Annotated in this window: 23 protein-coding genes; 8 read left to right on the forward strand and 15 right to left on the reverse strand. The window is 63.0% G+C overall.

What is annotated here, in order from left to right; all coding sequences use genetic code 11:
* The first annotated feature begins 126 nt into the window (after nucleotides 1-126).
* Nucleotides 127-474: a SecDF P1 head subdomain-containing protein gene (locus PSO31014_RS20325; RefSeq protein WP_150553273.1), complete on the forward strand. Its 348-nt coding sequence runs from the start codon at nucleotides 127-129 to the stop codon at nucleotides 472-474.
* 101 nt (nucleotides 475-575) lie between these two features.
* Here the strand turns inward: PSO31014_RS20325 and fba are convergent, their stop codons facing one another.
* The 5 genes from fba to PSO31014_RS20350 form a co-directional block, all read right to left on the reverse strand.
* Entirely contained in the window at nucleotides 576-1,640 is a 1,065-nt protein-coding gene (gene fba / locus PSO31014_RS20330) for a class II fructose-bisphosphate aldolase (protein WP_026131529.1), read from the reverse strand.
* Nucleotides 1,641-1,762: 122 nt separating this feature from the next.
* Nucleotides 1,763-3,196: a pyruvate kinase gene (gene pyk, locus PSO31014_RS20335; RefSeq protein WP_150553274.1), complete on the reverse strand. Its 1,434-nt coding sequence runs from the start codon at nucleotides 3,194-3,196 to the stop codon at nucleotides 1,763-1,765.
* A 233-nt stretch (nucleotides 3,197-3,429) separates the two neighbouring features.
* On the reverse strand, nucleotides 3,430-4,635 hold the full coding sequence (locus tag PSO31014_RS20340) for a phosphoglycerate kinase (RefSeq protein WP_150553275.1): 1,206 nt from the start codon (nucleotides 4,633-4,635) through the stop codon (nucleotides 3,430-3,432).
* 86 nt (nucleotides 4,636-4,721) lie between these two features.
* Nucleotides 4,722-5,045, reverse strand: coding sequence for an AzlD domain-containing protein (locus PSO31014_RS20345; RefSeq protein ID WP_150553276.1), 324 nt, complete (start codon nucleotides 5,043-5,045; stop codon nucleotides 4,722-4,724).
* Complete coding sequence (locus tag PSO31014_RS20350) at nucleotides 5,042-5,827, reverse strand: AzlC family ABC transporter permease (protein ID WP_150553277.1); 786 nt, start codon at nucleotides 5,825-5,827, stop codon at nucleotides 5,042-5,044. The genes PSO31014_RS20345 and PSO31014_RS20350 overlap by 4 nt, the downstream gene beginning before the upstream one ends.
* A 454-nt stretch (nucleotides 5,828-6,281) precedes the next feature.
* Here PSO31014_RS20350 and PSO31014_RS20355 point away from each other — a divergent pair, with 454 nt between their 5' ends.
* The 5 genes from PSO31014_RS20355 (at nucleotide 6,282) to PSO31014_RS20375 (ending at nucleotide 9,851) form a co-directional block, all read left to right on the forward strand.
* Complete coding sequence (locus PSO31014_RS20355; protein ID WP_010808463.1) at nucleotides 6,282-6,479, forward strand: zinc-finger domain-containing protein; 198 nt, start codon at nucleotides 6,282-6,284, stop codon at nucleotides 6,477-6,479.
* Between the two features lie 107 nt (nucleotides 6,480-6,586).
* Entirely contained in the window at nucleotides 6,587-7,612 is a 1,026-nt protein-coding gene (gene waaF / locus PSO31014_RS20360) for a lipopolysaccharide heptosyltransferase II (protein WP_150553278.1), read from the forward strand.
* Nucleotides 7,613-7,672: 60 nt separating this feature from the next.
* A complete protein-coding gene (locus PSO31014_RS20365; RefSeq protein WP_017231603.1) occupies nucleotides 7,673-8,128 on the forward strand; it encodes a nuclear transport factor 2 family protein in 456 nt (151 codons plus the stop codon).
* Between the two features lie 16 nt (nucleotides 8,129-8,144).
* Nucleotides 8,145-9,176 carry a YheT family hydrolase gene (locus tag PSO31014_RS20370; protein ID WP_150553279.1) on the forward strand — a complete coding sequence of 344 codons (1,032 nt, stop codon included), beginning with the start codon at nucleotides 8,145-8,147 and terminating at the stop codon, nucleotides 9,174-9,176.
* 9 nt (nucleotides 9,177-9,185) lie between these two features.
* Nucleotides 9,186-9,851, forward strand: coding sequence for a DUF2946 family protein (locus tag PSO31014_RS20375; protein WP_150553280.1), 666 nt, complete (start codon nucleotides 9,186-9,188; stop codon nucleotides 9,849-9,851).
* A gap of 12 nt (nucleotides 9,852-9,863) precedes the next feature.
* Here PSO31014_RS20375 and PSO31014_RS20380 read toward each other — a convergent pair whose 3' ends face one another.
* The 3 genes from PSO31014_RS20380 to PSO31014_RS20390 all read right to left on the reverse strand — a co-directional run bounded on the left by PSO31014_RS20380 (nucleotide 9,864) and on the right by PSO31014_RS20390 (nucleotide 13,484).
* Nucleotides 9,864-11,087 (reverse strand): MFS transporter, encoded by a 1,224-nt coding sequence (locus PSO31014_RS20380; protein WP_150553281.1) that lies wholly within the window; start codon nucleotides 11,085-11,087, stop codon nucleotides 9,864-9,866.
* A 129-nt stretch (nucleotides 11,088-11,216) separates the two neighbouring features.
* Nucleotides 11,217-11,579, reverse strand: a complete 363-nt coding sequence (locus tag PSO31014_RS20385; protein WP_150553282.1) for a hypothetical protein — start codon at nucleotides 11,577-11,579, stop codon at nucleotides 11,217-11,219.
* Nucleotides 11,580-11,900: 321 nt separating this feature from the next.
* Complete coding sequence (locus PSO31014_RS20390; RefSeq protein WP_246176898.1) at nucleotides 11,901-13,484, reverse strand: M48 family metalloprotease; 1,584 nt, start codon at nucleotides 13,482-13,484, stop codon at nucleotides 11,901-11,903.
* A 317-nt stretch (nucleotides 13,485-13,801) separates the two neighbouring features.
* On the opposite strand from PSO31014_RS20390, the gene moaC reads away from it, so the two are divergent.
* Entirely contained in the window at nucleotides 13,802-14,281 is a 480-nt protein-coding gene (gene moaC, locus PSO31014_RS20395) for a cyclic pyranopterin monophosphate synthase MoaC (protein ID WP_150553283.1), read from the forward strand.
* 84 nt (nucleotides 14,282-14,365) lie between these two features.
* On the opposite strand, the gene PSO31014_RS20400 is transcribed toward moaC, so the two are convergent.
* On the reverse strand, nucleotides 14,366-15,577 hold the full coding sequence (locus PSO31014_RS20400) for an MFS transporter (RefSeq protein ID WP_150553284.1): 1,212 nt from the start codon (nucleotides 15,575-15,577) through the stop codon (nucleotides 14,366-14,368).
* Between the two features lie 103 nt (nucleotides 15,578-15,680).
* Here PSO31014_RS20400 and PSO31014_RS20405 point away from each other — a divergent pair, with 103 nt between their 5' ends.
* On the forward strand, nucleotides 15,681-16,646 hold the full coding sequence (locus PSO31014_RS20405; RefSeq protein ID WP_150553285.1) for a LysR substrate-binding domain-containing protein: 966 nt from the start codon (nucleotides 15,681-15,683) through the stop codon (nucleotides 16,644-16,646).
* Between the two features lie 142 nt (nucleotides 16,647-16,788).
* Here the strand turns inward: PSO31014_RS20405 and groL are convergent, their stop codons facing one another.
* From groL to PSO31014_RS20435, 6 genes are all read right to left on the reverse strand, one after another.
* Nucleotides 16,789-18,435 carry a chaperonin GroEL gene (gene groL / locus PSO31014_RS20410; protein WP_150553286.1) on the reverse strand — a complete coding sequence of 549 codons (1,647 nt, stop codon included), beginning with the start codon at nucleotides 18,433-18,435 and terminating at the stop codon, nucleotides 16,789-16,791.
* A gap of 49 nt (nucleotides 18,436-18,484) precedes the next feature.
* A complete protein-coding gene (gene groES, locus PSO31014_RS20415) occupies nucleotides 18,485-18,775 on the reverse strand; it encodes a co-chaperone GroES (RefSeq protein ID WP_017231613.1) in 291 nt (96 codons plus the stop codon).
* Nucleotides 18,776-19,213: 438 nt separating this feature from the next.
* Nucleotides 19,214-20,161 carry a VOC family protein gene (locus PSO31014_RS20420; RefSeq protein WP_150553313.1) on the reverse strand — a complete coding sequence of 316 codons (948 nt, stop codon included), beginning with the start codon at nucleotides 20,159-20,161 and terminating at the stop codon, nucleotides 19,214-19,216.
* 58 nt (nucleotides 20,162-20,219) lie between these two features.
* Entirely contained in the window at nucleotides 20,220-21,068 is an 849-nt protein-coding gene (locus PSO31014_RS20425) for a fumarylacetoacetate hydrolase family protein (RefSeq protein WP_150553287.1), read from the reverse strand.
* 37 nt (nucleotides 21,069-21,105) lie between these two features.
* On the reverse strand, nucleotides 21,106-22,095 hold the full coding sequence (locus tag PSO31014_RS20430) for an alpha/beta hydrolase (protein WP_246176899.1): 990 nt from the start codon (nucleotides 22,093-22,095) through the stop codon (nucleotides 21,106-21,108).
* On the reverse strand, nucleotides 22,092-23,429 hold the full coding sequence (locus tag PSO31014_RS20435) for an amidohydrolase family protein (RefSeq protein WP_150553288.1): 1,338 nt from the start codon (nucleotides 23,427-23,429) through the stop codon (nucleotides 22,092-22,094). The genes PSO31014_RS20430 and PSO31014_RS20435 overlap by 4 nt, the downstream gene beginning before the upstream one ends.

Here is a 23,429-nt window from a genome sequence, read left to right on the forward strand (position 1 = left end):
CCGCCGGCTGCCGGGGCCCATGCGCACGCGCCCGCCCATCGGGCCACTGGGGTGCGCGCGGCGTCCGGAACCTCGGGCGCGACGGCCTCCGCCGACACCGCCGAGCGGCCCGCGCTACCCCGCCTCGTGGCGATCGCCACGCCGGAAAACGACGACGGCATTCCGCGTTTCGCCCTGTTTGCCGCGCGCGATATCGAACAGTTGGGTTTGCAGTTTCCGGCACAAGACGGCGTCGCCCCCGCAGATGTCGAGGTTGTCATCACGATGAGCCTGCGCGACAGCGCCACCGAACGAATGCGTGATTTCTCGCGCCAGCATATGAACGAACCGATGACGCTGATCGTCGACGGCGTGGAAATGCTTACCGCCACGATCCGCTCGGAGCTGGGCGGCAAGTTCCAACTGCAGATGCCAAAAGAAAAAGCCCGGCTTCTGTTCCAGCGTGTGCTGGCAAAAGCCGGGCCTGCGACCTGAGCGTCGTGTGCCTGCGAGCGGTTTGCCTCGCCGGCGCCACGCCGCCCCAGCCGGGCAGCAAGCCATGCGGGACAAACCCGGCATGGCCGTGATACGGGTGTTTACTTCACGATCTGCGAGAGATCGCCGCTCTTGTACTTCTCGGCCATCTTCTCGAGCGCGACCGGCTTGATCTTGCCGGCCTGACCTTCGCAACCGAACGACAGATAGCGCGCCTTGCACACCAGCTTGGCGGCTTCGCGAGCCGGCTTGAGGTAGTCGCGCGGGTCGAACTTGCTCGGGTTTTCGAACAGATAGCGGCGGATCGCGCCGGTCATCGCCAAACGGATGTCGGTATCGATGTTGATCTTGCGCACGCCGTGCTTGATACCTTCGACGATCTCTTCGACCGGCACGCCGTACGTTTCCTTCATGTCGCCACCGAATTCACGGATCTCGGCGAGCAGTTCCTGCGGCACCGACGACGAGCCGTGCATCACGAGGTGGGTGTTCGGAATGCGGCGATGGATTTCCTTGATGCGGTCGATGGCGAGAATGTCGCCCGTCGGCTTGCGGCTGAACTTGTAGGCGCCGTGCGAGGTGCCGATGGCGATGGCCAACGCGTCGCATTGCGTCTGGTTCACGAAGTCGGCGGCCTGATCGGGGTCGGTCAGCAGTTGCTCGCGGGTCATCGTGCCGTCGGCGCCGTGGCCGTCTTCCTTGTCGCCCTTCATCGTTTCGAGCGAACCCAGCACGCCCAGCTCGGCTTCCACCGTCACGCCGATGTAGTGCGAGAACTCGACCACCTTCTTCGACACTTCGACGTTGTACTCGTAGCTGGCAACCGATTTGCCGTCGGCTTCGAGCGAGCCGTCCATCATCACGCTCGAGAAGCCGCTCTTGATTGCGGCCATACACACGGCCGGCGACTGGCCGTGATCCTGGTGCATCACCACCGGGATGTGCGGATACGCTTCCACGGCCGCCGAGATCAGGTGACGCAGGAACGCTTCGCCAGCGTACTTGCGAGCACCTGCGGAGGCCTGCATGATGACCGGCGCACCGACTTCGTCGGCGGCGGCCATGATGGCGGAAACCTGCTCAAGGTTGTTGACGTTGAAGGCCGGCAGACCGTAGCCGTTTTCGGCGGCATGGTCGAGCAGCTGTCGCATAGAGACTAGGGGCATGATGTTCTCCTTGGAATCACAAAACTAAGCAAATCTTTCCTCGATCCAGAGGTGCCCCTCATGACGACGGCTCGCGGGCGGCGCGGCGTTGGCGCCTCGCCGCACTCGCGCGGCCCCCTTCGTCATGCCTGGCCCACCTGGACGATCTTCAACGTATTGGTACCGCCGGGTTGTCCCATCGGCTCACCCACGGTCAACACGATCGTGTCGCCGCGCTTGACCACGCCGCGCGAGAGCAGCAGTTGCTCGGCTTGCTTGAGCGCGTGATCGCGGTCGAGCGTGGCGTCGGCACGCATCGCGTAGACGTTGCGGTACAGCGCCAACTTGCGATGGCTGGCAAGCTGCGAAGTCAGCGCAAAAATCGGCACATGGATTTTGTGGCGAGACAGCCACAACGCGGTCGCGCCCGACTCGGTCAGCGCCACGATGGCTTTCGCGCCAAGATGATACGCGGTAAACAAGGCGCCGGCCGCAATCGTTTGGTCGATGCGCGTAAAAGTCTGATCGAGCCAGTCGCGATCGAGTTCCACCATCTCCGAGCGCTCCGCTTCAACGCAGATCGCCGCCATCGTCTCGATGGTCTCGACCGGATACTTGCCCGCGGCGCTCTCGGCCGAAAGCATCACGGCGTCGGTCCCATCGAGCACGGCGTTGGCGACGTCCGAGACTTCGGCACGGGTCGGCACCGGGTTGTGGATCATCGACTCCATCATCTGCGTGGCCGTGATGGTGGTCTTGTTCATCTCGCGCGCAAGCTTGATCATGCGCTTTTGCAACCCCGGCACTGCGGCGTTGCCCACTTCGATGGCCAGATCGCCGCGTGCAACCATGATGCAGTCCGACGCCGCGAGAATCTCTTCGAGCGCCGGAATGGCTTCTGCGCGCTCGATCTTGGCGATCATCAGCGGCTTGATGCCGTACGGCTCACCCGCCACGTTGGCCAGACGGCGCGCCATCTCCATGTCGGTAGCGTTCTTCGGGAAGGAGACCGCGACGTAATCGGCGCCCAGCGCCATCGCGGTCTTGATGTCTTCCATGTCCTTGGCCGTGAGCGCCGGCGCCGTCAGCCCGCCGCCCTGACGATTGATGCCCTTGTTGTTCGACAGGTCGCCACCGACCTTCACGGTCGTGTGGATCTCGTTGCCGAGCACGCGATCGACGATCAGCACGATCAGGCCGTCGTTGAGCAGCAGCACGTCGCCCGTGCGCACGTCGCGCGGCAGTTCCTTGTAGTCGAGCCCGACGCGCTCTTCGTTACCGACTTCGCAGTCGGCGTCCAGGATGAACTTCGCGCCCGCCTCAAGCATGGCCTTGCCGTTCTCGAACTTGCCGACGCGAATCTTCGGACCCTGGAGGTCGGCCATGATGGCCACTTCGCGGCCAGCCGCCTTGGCGGCCGCGCGCACCATCTCGGCACGCTCGATGTGGTCCTGCGCCTTGCCGTGCGAGAAATTCAGGCGAACGACATCGACGCCGGCGGCGATCATGCGCGAGAGCACTTCCGGCGTGCTCGATGCCGGACCGATGGTGGCGACGATCTTGGTGGAGCGGTTCATTACATCCATCTCTTCATCCTCTTTGGGTAGCAGCGCATTCGACATGTCTGGCGCTTAGCGATTTGTAGCGCATTTAGGCCGCCACAGGTTAACCAAAAAGTTCGTATTGTCCGTACGAAATCGTTTGATTCGATCTTAGATGTTCGCAATAAACCGATCAAAACCGCCCCATTCGTGCCCGTCTTCGACCGATGAACCGGCCTGCGAGCCCCGCCCCACCTGGCGCCGCGCGATCAGTTGACCTCGCTGGCGCGCTGTTGCAGCACGTCGACGGCCGGCAGCGTCTTGCCTTCGAGGAATTCGAGGAAAGCGCCGCCACCGGTCGAGATATAGCTGACCTGGTCGGCAATGCCGTACTTGGCGATGGCGGCAAGCGTGTCGCCGCCCCCGGCGATCGAGAAGCCCTTGGCGGCAGCAATCGCGCGCGCGAGCGTCTCGGTGCCGTGACCGAACTGATCGAATTCGAACACGCCCACCGGGCCGTTCCACACGATCGTGCCCGCGCCCGCCAGTTGCTCGGCCAGCGTGGCAGCCGTTTGCGGGCCGATGTCGAGAATCATGTCGTCGGCGGCCACGTCGCTGGCGGCCTTCACCGTCGCCTCAGCCGTCGCACTGAATTCCTTGGCGCATACGACGTCCGTCGGAATCGGCACCGAGGCGCCGCGCGCGGCCATCGCGTCGATGATCGAGCGGGCCTGGCCGACCAGATCGGCTTCGGCGAGCGACTTGCCGATCGGCAGGCCGGCGGCCAGCATGAACGTATTGGCAATGCCGCCGCCCACGATCAGGTGGTCGACCTTGTCGGCGAGCGACTGCAGAATGGTGAGCTTGGTCGAGACCTTGGAGCCGGCCACGATGGCCACGAGCGGGCGCGCCGGGGCGTTCAGCGCCTTGCCGAGCGCTTCGAGTTCGGCGGCGAGCAGCGGGCCGGCACAGGCGACCGGCGCATACTTGGCGATGCCGTGCGTCGTGGCTTCGGCGCGGTGGGCGGTGCCGAACGCGTCGTTCACGTACACGTCGCACAGCGCGGCCATCTTCCGCGCCAGTTCGTCGTTGTCCTTCTTCTCGCCCTTGTTGACGCGGCAGTTCTCCAGCAGCACGACCGTGCCCGGCGTCACCTCAAAGCCGCCGTCGACCCAATTGGCGATCAGCTTGACCTCGCGGCCCAGCAGTTCGGACAGGCGTCGCGCGACCGGCGCAAGTGAGTCGGCGGGCTTGAATTCACCTTCCGTCGGACGGCCCAGATGCGACGTGACCATGACGGCCGCACCGGCGTCGAGCGCCATCTGGATGGCCGGCACCGAGGCGCGGATACGCGTGTCTTCCGTGATGCGGCCCGCATCGTCTTGCGGCACGTTCATATCGGCGCGGATGAAGACACGTTTGCCTGCCAGGCGACCCTGGGCGATCAAATCGGAAAGACGTACGACGGAAGCCATGAGAATCCGGAATAAATGGTGGGAAAAACATGCATTTTAACTGATCCGCCCGTCCAGATGCCCATTTTGGCCGACGAGGGCTCCGCCTACAGGAACAGACGGCAGAGCGTGTAGACGGCCATGCCGACGACGATCATCTCGATCATGTTGCGTCGCCAGACGAACCAGCCGGTGGCGGCCACGGCGGCGGCCAGCTTGGGGTTGTGAAGATGCAGCGAGAACTGGTGATCGAGCAGTAGTACCTCGGGCACCACGATGACGGCGAGCGCCGCCGCCGGGGCGTAGCGCAGCGCGCGTTGCAGGCGCTGCGGCAGCGTCACGCGGTCTCCCGCGAGCAGGAAGAACGTGCGCGTGACGATGGTGATGGCCGTCATCGCCACGAAGGCGAACCAGATTTCGACAGTGCTCATGAGCGACGCTCTCCCGAATTACGGGGCTGGGCGCCGTCGCGCGTGGCCGCAGGTGGATTCGCCAACGCGAGCCGCTTCGCCTGACGCGCGGCGAGTTCGTCGCAAACCATGCCGGCCGCGAGCGCGCCGACCACCCCGAGCACGAGATTGAGCCGATACGGCAAATCGAAGGCGAGCAGGCCGAGGACCGATGCCAGGGTGACCGCCAGCATCGTCGAGCGACTGGTGATCGTGTGAACCATCATCGGAATGAGGGCGAGCGTTCCCGCGAAGGCGAGGCCCCAGCTATCCGGCACGAGCGCGCCGAGCAGGATGCCGAGAATCGACGACACGTGCCAGACCGCCCAATTGCTGAGCGTGATGCCGTAATAAGTCCCCTCCTTACCGGGAACATAGCCGCTTGCGAACTTCTGATTCATGAACATCACGAATCCCAGATCGCCGTTGACATAGCCAAGCACGATGCGCCGCGGCAGCGACAAATAAGAGAAATGCGGCTGCAGCGCGGCGCTGAAGATCACAAAGCGCAGATTGACGATGCCGACCGTGAGCAGAATCGTCCACAACGGCATGCCGGCGGCGAACAGCGGCAACGAGGCCAACTGGGCCGACCCGGCGTAGAGCATCAAGCTCATGCCGATGGCTTGGGGTACCGTCAGTATCGATTTGCCCATGGCGACCCCGGTCACGAGTCCCCACGAGAAGATGGCAGGCAACAGCGGCGAAATAATGCGGAAACCGGCCCTGAACCCGTCACGTTCAGCGGCTGGCAGACGAAGCATTGGCATGGTCGGCTGGGGGGCAAGCACCGAGGCGTTCGGCCCAGTGTCTGGCGTTGCGGGGCAAAGCGGTCCCGACGGCGCCCGGCACGCCCGTGATGACCGCAGGCGGTCACAGCGCCCGCCAGGGTTGCCGGAGTGTCTCCTGAATATCGTCATCGTTGGCGGCGAGCGTCCGGTCATTATAGCCAGGGTAAATATTTACTTACTACGTCGAAAACGCATATCCAGGCGTTTTTGCAGGTGCAACAGATGAGGTGTCGCGTACGCGCCACGCGGGGCTGCGAGGGTGCCAAGAACTGGCATGCGTCGCGGCTACGGGCGCTGCGAGCCATCCGCAAAGGGCCGTGGCTGCTTTACAATAGCGACTTTTGGTGAGCGTGCGGGCGGCGGCTTCGTCCTTTGCACCGGCCATGCAATCCCCAATAGTCCGAATACCCATCACGGTCCTAACCCCATGAGCGAAGTCAAACAAATGCCGGTCGTCGAAGTTGGCGCCGAAGATCTGCCGGTCCATTGCCCGAATCCGAAGATGGAAGCCTGGAGCGCCCATCCGCGCGTGTTCATCGATGTGACGCATGGCGAAGCGGCCTGTCCGTATTGCGGCACGCGTTATCGCGTGAAGGCCGGCGTCGTGCTCAAGGGTCACCACTGAGCCGACTGCCGTTGCCCCGACCCGGTGCAGCCGGCTGCTGTTGCGCCGTGCCGCCCGGTTGACAGTCCGTATCTTCGCAACGCTTAACGTTTAGAGTCTCCGCCACGATGCATAAAGCCTTGGTGATCGCCCCCAACTGGATTGGGGACGCGCTGATGGCGCAGCCGTTGTTCACCCTGCTCAAGCGCCTGCATCCGCGTCTGACCATCGACGCGATCGCGCCCAGCTGGGTCGCCCCGGTGCTGGAACGCATGCCGGAGATTTCGCGCGTCGTCGCCACCGACCTCGCGCACGGCAAGTTGCAGCCGCTGGAGCGCTACCGGCTCGCGAGCGTACTCGCCGACGAGGGGTACGACGCCGCCTATGTACTGCCGAATTCCCTGAAGTCGTCGCTGATTCCGTGGCTGGCGCGCATTCCGTTGCGCATTGGCTACAAGGGCGAGCAGCGCTACGGCCTGCTCAACGTGCGTCACGCCAATCCGCGCAAAGACGAGCGTCCGCCAATGGTGCGGCACTACGCGGCGCTCGCGTTCGCGCCTGGGGCCAAGTTGCCCGAGGCGCTGCCCACGCCGCGCATCGACGCCGACCTGAACGAGTCGGCACGTGTCTTCGCGCGCTTCGGGCTCGACCTGCGCGTACCGCTCGTGGTGTTCTGCCCGGGGGCTGAATTCGGACCGGCCAAGCGCTGGCCGCCGGGCCATTTCGCGCAACTGGCTCAGTTGGTTCGCCGCTCGTTCCCGTATGCGCAGATCATCGCGCTCGGCTCAGGCAAGGACGGTGCGCTCGCGCAGCAAATCGCTGCCGATGCGCCGTTCGTGCGCAACCTTTGTGGACAGACGTCGCTGGCCGAGGCGTGCGCGCTGCTGGCCCGCGCCAATGCGGTGGTGAGCAACGACTCGGGCCTGATGCATGTGACGGCCGCATTGCGCCGCCCGCAGATTGCTCTGTTCGGTTCGTCCGATCCGCGCCACACGCCGCCGCTGTCCGACCAGGCGCATGTCCTGTGGCTACAATTGGAGTGCAGCCCGTGTTTCGCGCGCGAATGCCCGTTGGGCCACACACGCTGCCTCAACGAGCTGATGCCCGAGCACGTGTTCGCGAATTTGCGCAACATCCTGCTCACGCAGCGCTGATATTGCCCATGGCGACGGCGCGCTCAGCTCGATTCCGGTAACACTCAACGGTAAATCCACATGCCACGTTTTGTCCGTCTGTTCGATGCCGCCAGTGAAACCATCACGGCCTTTTACGATGCGCTGCGCCGTGGGCAGACGGATCGCGCCATGTCGCTGTGGGCGAACGAGGATTTCGTCAGCTACATTCGCGCCGACGGCACCCGCTGGGACGGTCTCGAGCAGATCCGCAACGGTCTGGTCGCCCAGTTCACGCAAAGCGTGGTGCTCATCGACTCGCTGGATACGACTGAGTACGACACCGTTGGCACGGTCGTGCACACGGCGACCGAAGCGATGCGCGTCGGCAAGGAAGACGCCGGCCAGACGACCGCCCAGCTCATCCACACGACATACGTGCTGGTGCACGAGCAGGGCGACTGGCGCTTCGCCCATATCCACTCCAGCCCCTTGCCGCCGCATGCCGTCGAGCAGTTCAGCCTGATGATGCACGCGCGTCCGGACGGGCTGCACTGAGCGCGACGGTACGACGATGACGGCGCGCCCCGCCACGTTTCTTCCCCTGGATTACCGGCCGCCGCGGTGGCTGCCTGACGGGCATAGCCAGACGATCTACCCGGCGCTGCTGGGTCGACGCCCTTCCGTCGAATTCCGTCGCGAAACGTGGGACACGCCCGACGGCGACTTCGTCGATGTCGACTGGCTGGTTGCACCGCCTGCGGCGCAGAAAGCCCCGCCCGCGCCGGACGGACTTGTGGAGACACCGCTCGTCGTGCTGTTCCATGGTCTGGAGGGTGGGTCCGGCAGCCACTACGCCCGCACCCTGATGCGCGAAGTCGAGGCGCAAGGGTGGCGCGGCGTGATTCCCCACTTCCGCAGTTGCAGCGGCCGTATGAACCACGCGCCGCGCTTTTATCACTCCGGCGACAGTACCGAGGTGGACTGGATGCTGCGGCGGTTGCGTGCGAACACGTCCGGCCCGATCTTTGTGGCGGGCGTGTCGCTGGGCGGCAATGTGCTGCTGCGCTGGCTCGGCGAGCGCGAAGGGCATGCGGCGCAAGTGGTGAGCGCCGCGTGCGCGATTTCGGCGCCGCTCGATTTGCGCGCGGGCGGACTGGCGCTCTCGCACGGTTTCAACATGGTGTACACGCGCAATTTCCTGGGCACGCTCAAGAAGAAGGCGCTCGCCAAGCTCGACCAATACCCCGGACTGTACGACCGCGATACTATGATGGCCGCGCGCGATCTTGGCGAATTCGATCATGTGGTGACGGCCCCCTTGCACGGTTATCACAGCGCGTTCGACTATTACACGCGCGCGTCGAGCAAGCCGATTCTGCCGGCCATCGAAGTGCCGACGCTGGTCATCAATGCCCGCAACGACCCGTTCCAGCCGGCCAATGTGTTGCCGGGCGACGACGACGTGGGTCGCCACGTGCGGCTCCTGCAACCGGCGCACGGCGGGCATGTCGGCTTCATGAGCGGACCGTTTCCAGGCGGCATGACATGGATGCCGCACACGGTCATCGACTACTTCCGTCAATTTTTGCCGACTCCGGCCTGAAGGTGCGTTATGGATGAAATCGTTCGACAGGCGATGGCGAAGTGGCCCAACGTGCCGCATTGTTACGGCTGGCTCGCGCTCGACCGTCGCGGTCAGTGGCGCATGCGCGACGATGCAGCGCAGGCGGCCGGCACGGCCGGAGATCCAATTCGTCATGCGGCGCTGCTGGCGTTCATCGCGCGCAACTACGCCAGCGATGAAGCGGGGCGGTGGTACTTCCAGAATGGGCCGCAACGTGTGTATGTGGCGCTTGCGTACGCCCCGTTCGTGGTCCGGCTGACGTGGGATACCGCGGCGAACGACGGTGGCGGCGCACCGGTATTGACGGACCAACTGGGCCATGCTTTCGTGCCGCAGGCGTGTCTGCTCGACGAGGACGGCAACGTCGCGTTCGTGGGGGCGGTGTCTGGCGGCGAGGGGAATGGGAGTTCGACGCCGAGCGCGCCGCTCGCGTTGCTGCACGATCACGACATCGATCTGCTCACGCAGGTGTCCGATCTGGCGCAGGCCTTCGAGATTGCACAGACATCGGACGATACCGCCGACGCCAAGGGCGCCGTGCGTCTGCATTGGCGCAACGGCGACTCACTCCCCTTCGCGACGGTCCATGCGGGTACCCTGCCGCAAACTTATGGGTTCGAGCGCACCCCGCAGGCCGACGACCAATCGGCGTGAGTCAGTGCGCCCTTACGCCGCGACATCTTGTCGCACTGGCGCGGGCTCGCCAAATGCATCGGGATATCGGTTCGTATAGAAGCGCTCGACGCCATCGCCAGCGTCATTCTCGCTGAGCAATTTCCACGGTTCACGCGCGAGACACGACGCCAATCCGGCGATGCAGACCAGCCCGCCGTACAACCACCATCTCCCACTCATGCTGCCCAAGGCGTTCGAGGCGCCGTAAAGTGCAAATGACAGCATGCTCGCCATCTGCCCCGTCAGCAGCGTTGCGCTCGCGACTCTAACGCGCACGGAAGATGGCATCGCAATCACCCGCCGATCGATGCCGTTCATGGACAGACACGCCCCGAATACACCGGCCGACATCAAGCACCCACCCTGTGCGACAACGGAATAGACAGCCGTTGCCACGCCAAGACTAGCGCCCAGCGCCGCCCATATCGCAATGTAACCAAGCCTGTGTTGCAGTGCGCCGGAGAGGATGGGGTGAAAAACAACAACCCCCGCAATTGATCCGACGACGAATGCGGCAATCAACCAACCGACCTGCGCGTCCGGTAACGTCGCGTTTTGAACCAGTTGAGGAATCAGCATCGGAACGATCCCTGCCGTCGCGATAACCAGCAACATGTCGCAGAGCGTGAAGAAGCGTTCCGCCGGCAACCGGATTTTCAGTGTAAATCCAGCAAACGCACGACGAAACCATGTTCTCGCGGGGGCAGGTGCTGACGTCCCGATCCGGGACAACGAAGGCAGTACTGGAAGTCGTGACAGCAGGGGCAGTAAAGCGCCCCCGAACAATGCAACACACCACAAAGCGTATTGGTGAGTGCTGAGTAGTAAGGCGGCTCCGGCGAACAACGGCCCGATAATACGACCGAGATTGACCGCAACCCGCTTCAGGCGAAACGCGGATAACACATGCGCTTTCTCGACAAGCTCCGCCGGGTAGATGCTAAGTAGCGGTTGTAAGACCGCGAAGGCGGCGACTGCCGCCATGTCATTCACTATCCAAAAAGTGACGCTGTGCGTTGCGCTCGCAATCGCCAGCCGCGACATGCCGCATAGCACGATGATCACACATGCCCAGCGCAGGACCTTACTGCGAGACAACCGCTCAGTCCATGAAGCCGCCACGGGCAGCGCGATGAAGGCGCTCGTGGCGAGCGCTATCTCGTACGCCACGACGCCCGCGGTACCGAAGCGGCCGAGCAATACGATGGGAACCATTGCGTTCCACATGCCTAGGTAGGCCGCAAGGAGAAAATCCAACGACAGGTAAACGAGGAATGGGGACACGGTGCGAGGTGAGAGAGCAACCACGACCGAACATCGGCCGTGGCAGCCACTAGGCGAATGTTAGTGGGCGGCTACGGAATGCTCGACATTGGCGTCGACCCAATCGATACCAAATTGCTTCAGCAATCGCGTATGCATGTCGTTTAAATAGACATCCCGATGCTCGGAAAAATACTTGGCATCAAACCAGCGCACACCAAAGTACAAGGTATTCCCCCGAATTCCGACTGGATTTTGCCAATCGTATTGGACGTCCTCCTCTGGCCTCAAGCTCAGCCGAAGATCAGACTTACGAATCTCTTCAATACATTGGCGCAGGTTATCGCGGTCGTTAAACTTGATTCGGCATTTCGTTAAAGCAACAATCGGCTTGTTAATGGGTCGCTCGTTGTCTATCAGGACTTCGTACTGGCAATTCTCCATACTTCACCTCATTCAGTGAATATTGGTCGAAAAGTTCGCAGCGAAATCACACTGCGAAGCGAGCACGGTACCGTGTCGCCATACTCGCCAATCGAAGTGTTGTGTGCAATGGGAGTGCGTCAGAATCCCAAATGAGAAAAGTCCGATATTCCAGTTTCGCCGTGATCTCTTATGATCGACACTCGAAAAATTGCGAAAACGCCAAGATCTTCACGCTTCGCCAGTTTCACATGGCGGGCGCTTTCCGATAGATTAAAAGCAACGGCGCAACTCGCACGCAAATAAGTGTACGCAACTTCGCAGCACGCGCCGCTTATCCACTTATCCGGCCAGCTTGCCGAAGTCCTTCTCGTCTTCCTTGTCGTCCTTGTAGCGGCGCTGGAACTCGTGAAGTCGCGCGTCGATGACCGACATCTCGTAAAAGCTGGCGTCGCCGGCCTCGCGCGCGAGCTTCAACTGGCTGACGGCCGCCATCCACTGCCCTTGCAGCGCATATTGTTCCGCCAACGCTTCGTGCTGACGCGCCCGCTTGCCGGCCGCGGCCAATGCCCCTGCCAGCGCCCGCCACCAGATGGGCTCGCTCCGGTAGCGCTCGACCTGCGCTTGCAGGAACTTCGTCGCGTCGGGAATCCGTTGACTGGCGACCAAGGCGTCGGCATAAGCCATATCGGCGGCCTGCGAGAGTGGGAACGCGGCACGCGCCTGCGCGGCGACGCGCAAGGCTTCGTCCGGCTGGCCCGACAAGCGCGCGATATCCGACGCCAGCACGGCCAGACTCGGCGTGCCCGGCCCCGTGCCGCCGAAGGCCGCGCGCGACTTCTCCAGCGCCTCGCGCGCCGGCACCCAGCGACGCTGCTTGAACTCGGCCAGCGCCACCGCGTACCACGCCGCCGCCACATTCGATGTGGTCTGCGTGCGGATCGCGGTGCGTTGCGCGTCGGCGATCGCCGCGTAATCGCTCGCGGACTTCTGCTGCAAGACTAGCGAGCGCGCCCGCACAAACGCATATTCGGGCGACTGCACGGGCTGACGATAAGCGGCAGTGCGCGAGCGATTGAGCATGTCGGCGATGCGATCCGTCGTCAGCGGGTGAGTCCGGACATATTCCGGCACGCCGGCTTCGTTGATCGAATCCGCCCGTTGCAGACGCTCGAAGAAGGTCGGCATCGCGTACGTGTCGAAGCCTGCCGCCTGGAGCAACTGGAAGCCGACCCGATCGGCCTCGCGTTCCGCATCGCGCGAAAAACGCAGTTGCCGGTCGACGGCAAGGCCTTGCCCGCCCATCGCGATTCCCATGCCGAGATCCGGGCTACGTGCCCCGATGCCGGCGAGCAGACCGAGCAACATGCCGCCGAGGGCGATCCACGAGTTCTGCGACTGTTGCCCGAGCATGCGCGCAATGTGATGTTGCAGGACGTGCCCCGTCTCATGGCCGATCACCGAGGCGAGTTCCGACTCGGTACGAGTGGCAACGATCAGTCCCGTGTTGATGCCGATAAAGCCCCCCGGCAGCGAGAAGGCGTTGATGCCCGAATCACGCACCACGAAGAATTCGAAACTCTGACTGGCGTCGAGTCCCACTTTGCGGGTGGCCGCCACGAGCTTGCCGCCCAAGGCATTGACGTAATCGGAGAGCAGCAAATCCGACAGGTAATCGGGATCGGCGCGAATCTCCCGCATCACCCGCTCGCCCAGCTTGTGCTCCATCGCGGGAGACAAGTCGGCGGCGGAACTCTGGCCGAGCGACGGGAGCGACTGCGCGGCCGCCTGCGTGGGAACGACGACGGCCGCGAACGTCATCGCCGTCATCACCGGCAGCATGGCGAGCGCGAGCACACGCCGCCAGCGCGCAACATTGCGCTCGGGCGGAATCGGCAGAGGCAAGGGCTTCGACATGGCGGTCATGCGCACCGTGTGTCCGATCGGCAGCGTGGACAGGGCGACGGGAGCGGGCGACGCATGGGAATCCTGCCGGACGTGCCGATGGCGGCGCGGAACGAACGTAATGAGCGGAACGAACGCGTCATGGAAATGGGCGCCGCGGGGCGCTGATCATACGGGGCTGCTGCTATGATAGCAGCCAGACGTAGACGTTCCGCGGCATCGCCAGAACGTGTTCGATACCGTCAAAATACATCCGAAACACCGCCAAACTTTCGGTCGCGAAAGGCGCTCGCGTGTCCTGTGCCGGCACTTTTGCAACCTCATTTCAGCATCGACTCATGGCAGAACTCACCCATTTCGACACCGCCGGACAGGCCCACATGGTTGATGTCGGCAGCAAGGACAGCACGCATCGTATTGCCGTGGCGCGCGGCACCATTCAGATGAAGCCGGAAACGCTGGCGCTGATTCGCACCGGCACGGCCAAGAAGGGTGACGTACTGGGCATTGCTCGCATTGCGGCCATCCAAGGCGCCAAGCGAACCGCCGACCTGATCCCGCTGTGCCACCCGCTCGCGCTCACACGTGTGACGGTCGAGTTTCTGGTGGACGACGGCGCGAACGCCGTGCACTGCCGCACGCAGGTTGAAACCATCGGTCGCACGGGGGTGGAAATGGAAGCGCTCACAGCGGTTCAAGTCGGCCTGCTGACGATCTACGACATGTGCAAGGCCGTCGATCGCGGCATGACGATCACCGATGTGCGCGTGCTGGAGAAGCACGGCGGAAAGTCGGGCGATTGGGTGGCGCAGGACTAAGTCAGCGGCGGGGTCCTCGACACCCGACACCAAAGACGGCGGGCTCGCTATGCGAGCCGCCTCATCCAGTCAAGGCACGCCACGTCACGCGGCGGCGACCTTGCCCGCGCCCTGACGTTGGGGCCAGAAGTACCACACCGCCCCCAGCGCTTGCAGTGCGATCAGACCGGTCCAAGCGGAGAAATGCGCTTGCGCGCTGTGCGCCGCGTAAGTGCCGAGCACGGCCCCGACGCCCACCTGACACAAGAAGATCAACAGGAAGATGACGAGTGTGAGCGACGTATTCACGCGCCCGATCAATGTGCCGTGGAAATACTCCGCCAACACCGCATAGGACAGGATGCCCGTGCCACCGAAGATGCCATAGGCGGCCCAAAGCCAGACCGGTGGAATCGGCGCACGCATCAACAACAGCGACTGCACCACGACGAACAGCACCATTCCGGCGCCGGAAAATGCGAACACGCTCACGCCACGGCGTTCGAGCGAGCGCGCGGCTGCACCGAACACCACGCTCCCGGCCATCATCGCGAGCCCCACGACCGACACCAGCGAGGCAGCTTGCGACGCCGACAGCCCTTCAACGTCGCGCATGAACGGCGCCATCCATAGCGATTGCATTGCGTAGAACACGCCCTGCGTGATCCCCGAGAGCGAAGTCACTTTCCAGAACATTCCGCTTCCCAGCACCTGACGCACGCCCTTGAGCGCCTCGAACAACCCGCCTTGCGCGTGCGAACCCGGCTTCTCTGGCGCGCCGAACCACAGCGCGACCGACATGAAAACGGTCAACGCCGCCAGTCCGAACGACACGATGCGCCAGTCGGTCAGCCCGAGCAGCCAGTTGAGCGGTGTTCCCACCACGACCCCGCCCATGCCGCCCACGGCCATTACCAGGCCGTTGAGCAGCGGCAAACGTGCCACCGGAAACCATTGCGCCAATGCCTTGAAGGCGCTGCCCAGACACACCGACACGCCGACGCCGATCAGCAAGCGTCCCACCATCAGCGCGCCGACGCCTTGCGCCAGTCCGAACAGCGCGGCGCCCGCAGCCGCGAGCAGCAGCACCAGCGACGCCACCCGGCGCGGGCCGAACTTGTCGAGCAGCACGCCCGCGGGCAATTGCGCCCCGGCAAAGCCGAGGAAGTAGAGGCTCGTCAACAACCCGAGGTCGGCCGACGAGAGGCCGAGATCGCGCGTCATATACGGCGCAAACCCAATATTCACGCCGCGGTACACGTAGGAAACGAAGTATCCGCAGGCGAACAGGACGAAGATGCGAAGTGCCTTCGACATGAAGCCATACCTTAATTATTTGCTCAGGTATCGATTGTCGTTGCAGCGCCGCCCTGAAGCCAACGAAACCTTTGCACCCGTATTGTGAGTAGAATTTGACATCATGATTCCTCACCTCCCGCCCCTTCAATCGCTGCGCGCACTGGAAGCTGCTGCCCGCCACCGTAGTTTTACGCGGGCGGCCAACGAATTGAATTTGACGCACAGCGCCGTGAGTCATCACATGCGCTCGCTCGAACAGCAACTCGGCACGACGCTGTTTCGCCGCGTGGGGGCCCGCATGATCCCGACCAGTGTCGGGGCGCGTCTGGCCGAGCGAGTACGCATTGGGATGTCGGAACTCATTGAGGCGATGACTGAAGCCCGGGCGGGCACGGCGGCGGGCGCGTCGCCCGCCGTCGTTCGTCTGGAAATCAGCGTCATGACCGATCTGGCGGCCCAATGGTTGATTCCTCGGCTTGGCCGCTTTAGCGAGCAGCAGCCCCATATCGATCTGGTGGTGCGAATTCACGCGGATATTGCCGCGCCCGATCCGTATTCGGTCGACGTCGGCATCTGGCATCAACGGGTGGAAGCGACCGGGTTCGTCACGCGTAAGCTGCTCGATGACTATGTGATCGCCGTGTGCCACCCCGATTTGATGGCGCGTGTGCCCGGGTTCACGGTGGCCGATACGCACAAACTGCCGATGCTGCGCTTCGCCTATCGATCATGGCGCGATTGGCAGGTCGCCGCCGGACTGACGCCACATGAGCCGACGCGCGGGCCGATTTTCGACGATTCCGGGTTGCTCCTGCGTGCCGCCATGGCCGGACAAGGTGTCGCCACCACACGCAGCTTGCTCGTGCGCGATGCGCTCGCGTGCGGCGAGCTGGTGCAAATTGGCGATGTCCGCATTGCGCCGAGCCTCGAATATCACGTGAGCTGGCGGGAAAACCATCCGCGCGAGCGCGCGATTCACGCCTTCTGGCAGTGGATGCAGGATGAGATTGCGGCCACGACTCCGCTTGCCGTACCCAGTCTGCGGCGCGGCGACGGCAACGGCGACGTGCCGATCGTCCAGGCATAAAAAAACGGCAACGAATTCCGAAGAACTCGTTGCCGTTTCCGGTGCGGACTTGCGTCACCGAATCGAAGATTCCGTGACGAAGTCCGGCGACCGGGGTAGGTGGGGTGCCTTGCGGCCCCCGTCATGCCGTCTCTTGCGAGACTTACATGCCCATGCCCATGCCGCCCATACCGCCCATGTCACCCATGCCGCCAGCCATCGGAGCATCTTCCTTCGGCAGTTCGGCAACGGCGCAATCGGTCGTGAGCAGCAGGCCCGACACCGAAGCGGCGTTTTGCAGTGCCGTGCGGGTGACCTTCGTCGGATCCACAACGCCCATTTCCACCAGGTCGCCGTACTCGCCGCTCGAAGCGTTGTAGCCGTAGTTGCCCTTGCCGGCAATCACGTTGGCCACAACGACGCTGGCTTCTTCGCCGCCGTTGGCGACGATCTGGCGCAGCGGTTCTTCCATGGCGCGCAGAACGATCTTGATACCGGCGTCCTGGTCAGGGTTGGCACCCTTGATGTCGGCCACGGCCACGCGAGCACGCAGCAGCGCAACACCACCGCCCGGGACGATGCCTTCTTCCACGGCAGCGCGGGTAGCGTGCAGCGCGTCTTCGACGCGTGCCTTCTTTTCCTTCATTTCGACTTCGGTCGCAGCGCCGACCTTGATCACGGCAACACCGCCGGCCAGCTTGGCCACGCGTTCTTGCAGCTTTTCACGGTCGTAGTCGCTCGTGGCTTCTTCGATCTGGGCACGGATTTGCTTGACGCGGGCTTCGATGTTCACGCCTTCGCCGGCACCATCGATGATGATGGTGTTTTCCTTGCCGATTTCGATGCGCTTGGCTTGGCCCAGCTCTTGCAGCGTCGCCTTTTCCAGCGTCAGGCCGATTTCTTCGGCGATGACTTGGCCGCCCGTCAGGATGGCGATGTCTTCCAGCATGGCCTTGCGGCGATCGCCGAAGCCCGGGGCCTTGACGGCGCAGGTCTTCAGGATGCCACGGATGTTGTTGACCACCAGCGTTGCCAGGGCTTCGCCCTCGACGTCTTCGGCGATGATCAGCAGCGGACGGCCAGCCTTGGCGACTTGCTCGAGCACCGGCAGCAGGTCACGGATGTTCGAAACCTTCTTGTCGAACAGCAGGACGAACGGGTTCTCCAGGATCGCGACTTGCTTTTCCGGGGTGTTGATGAAGTACGGCGAGAGGTAGCCGCGGTCGAATTGCATACCTTCGACGACGTCCAGCTCGTCTTGCAGCGACTTGCCGTCTTCGACGGTGATCACGCCTTCCTTGCCGACCTTGTCCATCGCCTTGGCGATGTAGTCACCGATCGAGGTATCGCTGTTGGCCGAGATCGAGCCGACTTGAGCGATTTCCTTGTTCGTCGTGCAGGGCTTGCTGATCTTGCGCAGTTCTTCGATGGCGGCGGTAACGGCCTTGTCGATACCACGCTTCAGGTCCATCGGGTTCATGCCCGAGGCAACGTACTTCATGCCTTCGCGAACAATCGACTGGGCCAGCACCGTGGCGGTGGTGGTACCGTCACCGGCGTTGTCGCTGGTCTTGGAAGCCACTTCCTTGACCATTTGCGCGCCCATGTTCTGGAGCTTGTCCTTGAGTTCGATTTCCTTGGCGACCGACACACCGTCCTTGGTCACGGTCGGGCCGCCGAAGCTGCGCTCGAGCACGACGTTGCGGCCCTTCGGGCCCAGGGTCACCTTGACGGCGTTGGCGAGAATGTTGACGCCCTCGACCATCTTGGCACGAGCGGCATCGCCGAAAACGACTTCTTTAGCTGCCATTGCATTAACTCCTTGAATACTTTACGTAGATGTCTGGGGGGAGACAGTCTTAGGCGGCCACGACGGCCATGATGTCTTCTTCGCGCATGACCAGCAGTTCCTGGCCATCGACCTTCACGCTTTGGCCGGCGTACTTGCCGAACAGAACACGGTCGCCCACCTTCACATCGAGTGCGATCGACTTACCTTGATCGTCTTTCTTGCCCGGGCCGACGGCCAGGATCTCGCCCTGGTCCGGCTTTTCAGCGGCGGCTTCAGGGATCACGATGCCCGATGCGGTCTTCGTTTCGTTGTCCAGGCGCTTGACAATCACGCGGTCATGCAAGGGACGAAGGTTCATTACAAGCTCCTCTTTCTCTCTGTGAGATCGACAAAACCTAAATATGCAAACATTTGCATATCTGGTGAATTCATGGCGTTAGCACTCTGCGCCAACGAGTGCTAATTATAGGGACGGGGTTTGACGATTTCAAGACGCGGGGTTTTCCCGGAGGTGAATTTCGGGTGCCGAGAATCATGAAACGATGAGCCTGGCTCATGTCGCAGTGAACCTTTCACACCCTAGGTGCCGCACAAAGCACAAAAAAATCAACCACTTAACAATCAAAAGTGGGCCACCGAATCGCTGCCCATCGTTGCCGCGCCCTTCGGCCGGCTCAGGCCGAGAGCCGTCAATACATTTGCGCACCGGTGAGCGAGGTGTTCGGCTTACGGCCGCACGCCGGGACCGTTCAGGGCCGGCGTGTGCTGCGCCAAGACTGCGGCGGCATGGGTCTCTTCAATCCTGGGCCTCGGTGTTGTGAATAAAATTCTCCGGGACGTTCGGCCCCCACAGGTACAACGAATCCTCCGGCGCGAAATCCCCGGCGGGCCAGTCTCGTCCGGCCGAAACAAAATCAATGTCGGCCGAGTACTCGCAAAAGGATCCCCATGGATCCTCGACATAATGAAAGTAATTCGACCCCAACACATGTCGCCCTGTCCCCCACCCCTTCGCGTAGCCGGCGGCCAGCATCTGGGCGGCCCCCTCCCCAACCAGATCAACGCCTTCGACATCCCACGACGAATGATGCCAGCCACGCGCGCGACTTTTGGCAAACGCCACCAAATGATGATCGCAGCCATGCGGCGCGTGCGTGAACGCGATCAGATCCAGCGATTTATCGGACAAACGAAGACCCAGCGCGCGTTCGTAGAACGAGACCGCTCGCAGGACATCTGGCGAAAAAAGCAACACATGCGATAGCCGTCGCGGCTTCACCCGCACCACCTCCGCCCGAGTACAAGCGCCGCGTACGTCTGCCGGGACAACGACAGCCCGACTCGCCGTCTTGCTATTCGGGCTGGTCTTCGGCCCCACCCGCACTTGAATCAGATTACCGTCGGGATCTCGGAACTCAAAACCGGCACTGCCCCCTCCGGCCATCGAAGCGACAATGCTCGCGCCCGCCGCGACCGTCTGGGCACGCAGGTCCGCGAGATCGTCCTCGTAGCAGTTGAAGCTAAGGTATGCCATCTCCTTTCGCGCCCCCGCGATCACGCGTCCCCAACGATGGCCGTCAGTCGCCCTGATCTCGAGTTCGTCGCCCTGCCGTCCGGCGCGGTTGACCGTCAGACCGAAAGCCTCGAAGAAGCGATGGGCTTCGTCGATGGATGGGACATTCAGCGCGAAATGGTCGATGGAATGCACCGCTGCCCGCCGATGCGTCGATGAGAATTCGGTCATGACTCGCTCCTCGGAAATCATCGGCGACAACTCGTTGGTCGATCGTTCATGAAACACCTTAGCGGATGGCCTCGTCAACGACGGGATTGCGCAGCACACCGATGCCCTCCACGCTGACCTCACAAAGGTCGCCATGCTTCATCAGAAGTTTCGGTGTGCGTGCCCAGCCGATACCTGAAGGCGTACCGGTCACGATCACGTCGCCCGGTTCGAGCGTAATGGCCTGGCTGACGATGCTGATCAGTTGAGCGACGTCGAAGATCATGTCGTCGGTACTGGCGGACTGCACGACCTCACCATTCAGACGTGTCTCCAGCAGCAGCCCCTTGGCGCCGGGGGGCAACTCGTCGGCCGTCACGAGGTCGGGACCGAACGCGCCTGTGCCGTCGAAATTCTTCCCGACCGTCCATTGCGGCGACTTGAACTGGTACTCCCGAACCGACCCGTCGTTGAAGAGCGCGTAGCCCGCAACGCATTCGAGCGCATCCTCCTCGCGAATGTGGCGACCGCCCTTGCCGAGCACGGCCGCGATTTCGCCTTCGAAGTCAAGGCCCAGGCTATCGGATACTGCCGGGCGCACCAACGGTTGTTCATGCGCCACCAGGCTGGTTGCAACGCGAAAAAAAATCGTCGGGTAATCCGGTTGCTCGTAGGGGCTTTCCTCCGTGTGGTCAGCGTAGTTGAGGCCGACACAGATGAGCTTGGGGGGACGGGCAAGCGGCGGCAGGTACACGAGGCCTTCGGCGCTCACCTTTTCCTGCCCGGCTTGCGCGCGGCCATGAGCGACGAGATCGACCCCGCTCGCCAACAACGATTCCAGGGTGTCCTCGCCGAGCACGCGAATGGCGTCGCCATCGCGAACGCCCAGCGTCGCCTTTCCATTTTTTACGAACGATACATAGCGCATGGGTGTTCTCCAGAGACTTTAGGGTTGGCGCGCCCGCTCACAGATCGCGGGGCAGCGCATGTTGTTCGAGCCACGCTGAAAAAGCGCGGCAGATGGTGTCGTTGGCGCGACGCGCCGAACGTGAGGCTTCGAAGAAGCCGAAGAACGGATGAAACATGTCTTCGAAACACAGGAGTTGCACCGGCACACCAGCCGCCTCAAGACGCCGCGCGTAGGCAATACCTTCGTCGCGTAGCGGGTCATGGCCAGCGATCGCAATCAACGCGGCAGGCATGCCGCGCAGATCGGCAGCGCGCAGTGGCGACGGGGGGAACTCCCGCGCACGCGCCATAGCCGAGCCCATATAAAGCCGCGAGATGTCTCGCAGGTCGGATGGTGAAAGCATCGGGAAGTCGATACCCTTTGCCTCAATGCGCGCGACGTCGCGAGCCATGTCGACGCCGGGTACAACGAGCAGTTGCGCGGAGATACCGACGCCGCAACCGCGCAACGACAGTGCCGCCGACGTTGCCAGATTGGCGCCGGCACTCTCACCCGCCAGCACGACCCGCGACGGATCCCCGCCAAGTACCGCGACATGGCGGATCGCCCAGCGTGTCGCGGTCAACGCGTCGTGATGCGCGGCGGGAAACGGATGCTCCGGGGCCAGTCGATAGTCAACCGACACCGCCACCGCCCGCATGTCGCGGCAGAGCTTGCGCGCGATGTCATCCATCAGCTCGACACTGCCGAGAACAAATCCTCCGCCATGGAAAAACACCACCGTAGGCATCACCGCGCTCGTATCCAAGGGACGGTAGACGCGTACCGGGACATGCGCCCCCGCACACTCGGCGATCGCATCTTCAATCGCGCCGACCTTCGGCAACGGATTTCGTTCACGCGCCGCCATAATGCCGCGGCGCATACGTTCACGGGCTTGCTGCGGCGTTCCGGAAAATGGCGGAAGCGTTTGCGCTGCACGCATCGCCGACACGAGATCCGCCAGCTCGCGGTCCAACGGCTGAGGCAATTTAGCGTCACTCATTTCAATTCAAGAATGTATTGCTGGGACGCAACAGCACGCTGTCGCAGAACGTTCAGGTCGACACCGATCATTCGGCCCTGTCGCTTCACTGCGCGCCCGGCGACGAATACCGAGTCCACATTGCCCGGATGCGCGGCAAGCACGACAGCGCCCACGGCGTCCGATACCGGGGTGAGGTTGAGGTCCTCTCCACGAATCATGATGATGTCGGCCTGCTTGCCGGGCGTCAGCGAGCCGACTTTGTGATCCAGCCCGTTAGCGCGCGCCCCTGCCACCGTGGCAAACTCCAGCACCTCGCGCATCGAGAGCGTTGCGGGCGCGTTCTGAACCCGCGAGTGTTGCCCGCCCATCCACGAACGGTAGTACGCGAAGGCGTGACGCATCTGCGTGAACATATCGCCCGAGCATTTGGTCTCGGTATCGCCGCTCAAGCTAGGCCGAATGCCCACCGCCAGCAAGCGATCAAACGGGATATCGCCAATGCCTTGTGCGTTCAACTCGCAGTGCACGCCGAGCGAAGCGCTTACGCCGGCATCCGCCATCATCGCGATCTCGTCGGCGCCGGAAAAACAGCAGTGCACGAACGTCAAGTCGTCGCCCAACACGCCGGCGTCATGCATCTGCGCGATCGCTCGTACCGAGGCGTTTCGCGCATACGCCCCCATGTGAATGCTCGATCGAATTCCGAGGTCGCGCGCAAGGCGCAAATCTTCCAGCCAGACATCGCGCCGCGTCATCTCTGGGCCCCGTGCCGCCATGGCAAGCGTGAGCAGTTGATCGTCCGACGAAAAATACCGCGTTCGCAGCCGGCGAATATCCTCCGGATGCCCCCGCTGACTGTCGAACATCCACGACGCACCGTCCACTAGCGGCCATCCATGTGCAAACACGCCGCGAATGTTGGCCTCGCGCAGCCCCAGGATCGCGGCATCCGCGTGGTCGGGGCTGTTCTGGACATGAGACCAATCGAGCATCGTGGTGATGCCACCGTCAAGCGCGGACACTGCACCCAGCATCGTGGCAACGTGAACGTCTTCCGGGCGAAACGCGGCCCCCTTCGCACCCAGCATTTCGGCGAAGTAGATTTGCGGATCGATGTCCGCGTAGCGATGCCGCACGCAGCTCTGCCAAGTATGGCGGTGGGTATCGACGAACCCCGGCAGGACGATCATGCCGCTTGCGTCGACGCGTTCGGCATCCGCTGCGTCAATGTGTGGCGCCACCGCCAGGATGCGCTCCCCCTCGATCAGCACGTCACCCACGCGCAGATCGCCGATCGCCGGGTCCATGCTCAGCACCCAGCCGCCCGTCAGTAATCGTCGGTGTTCGCTCAT

Origin of the sequence: Pandoraea soli (assembly GCF_902459595.1) — a bacterium.
Classification (GTDB): Bacteria; Pseudomonadota; Gammaproteobacteria; order Burkholderiales; family Burkholderiaceae; genus Pandoraea; species Pandoraea cepalis.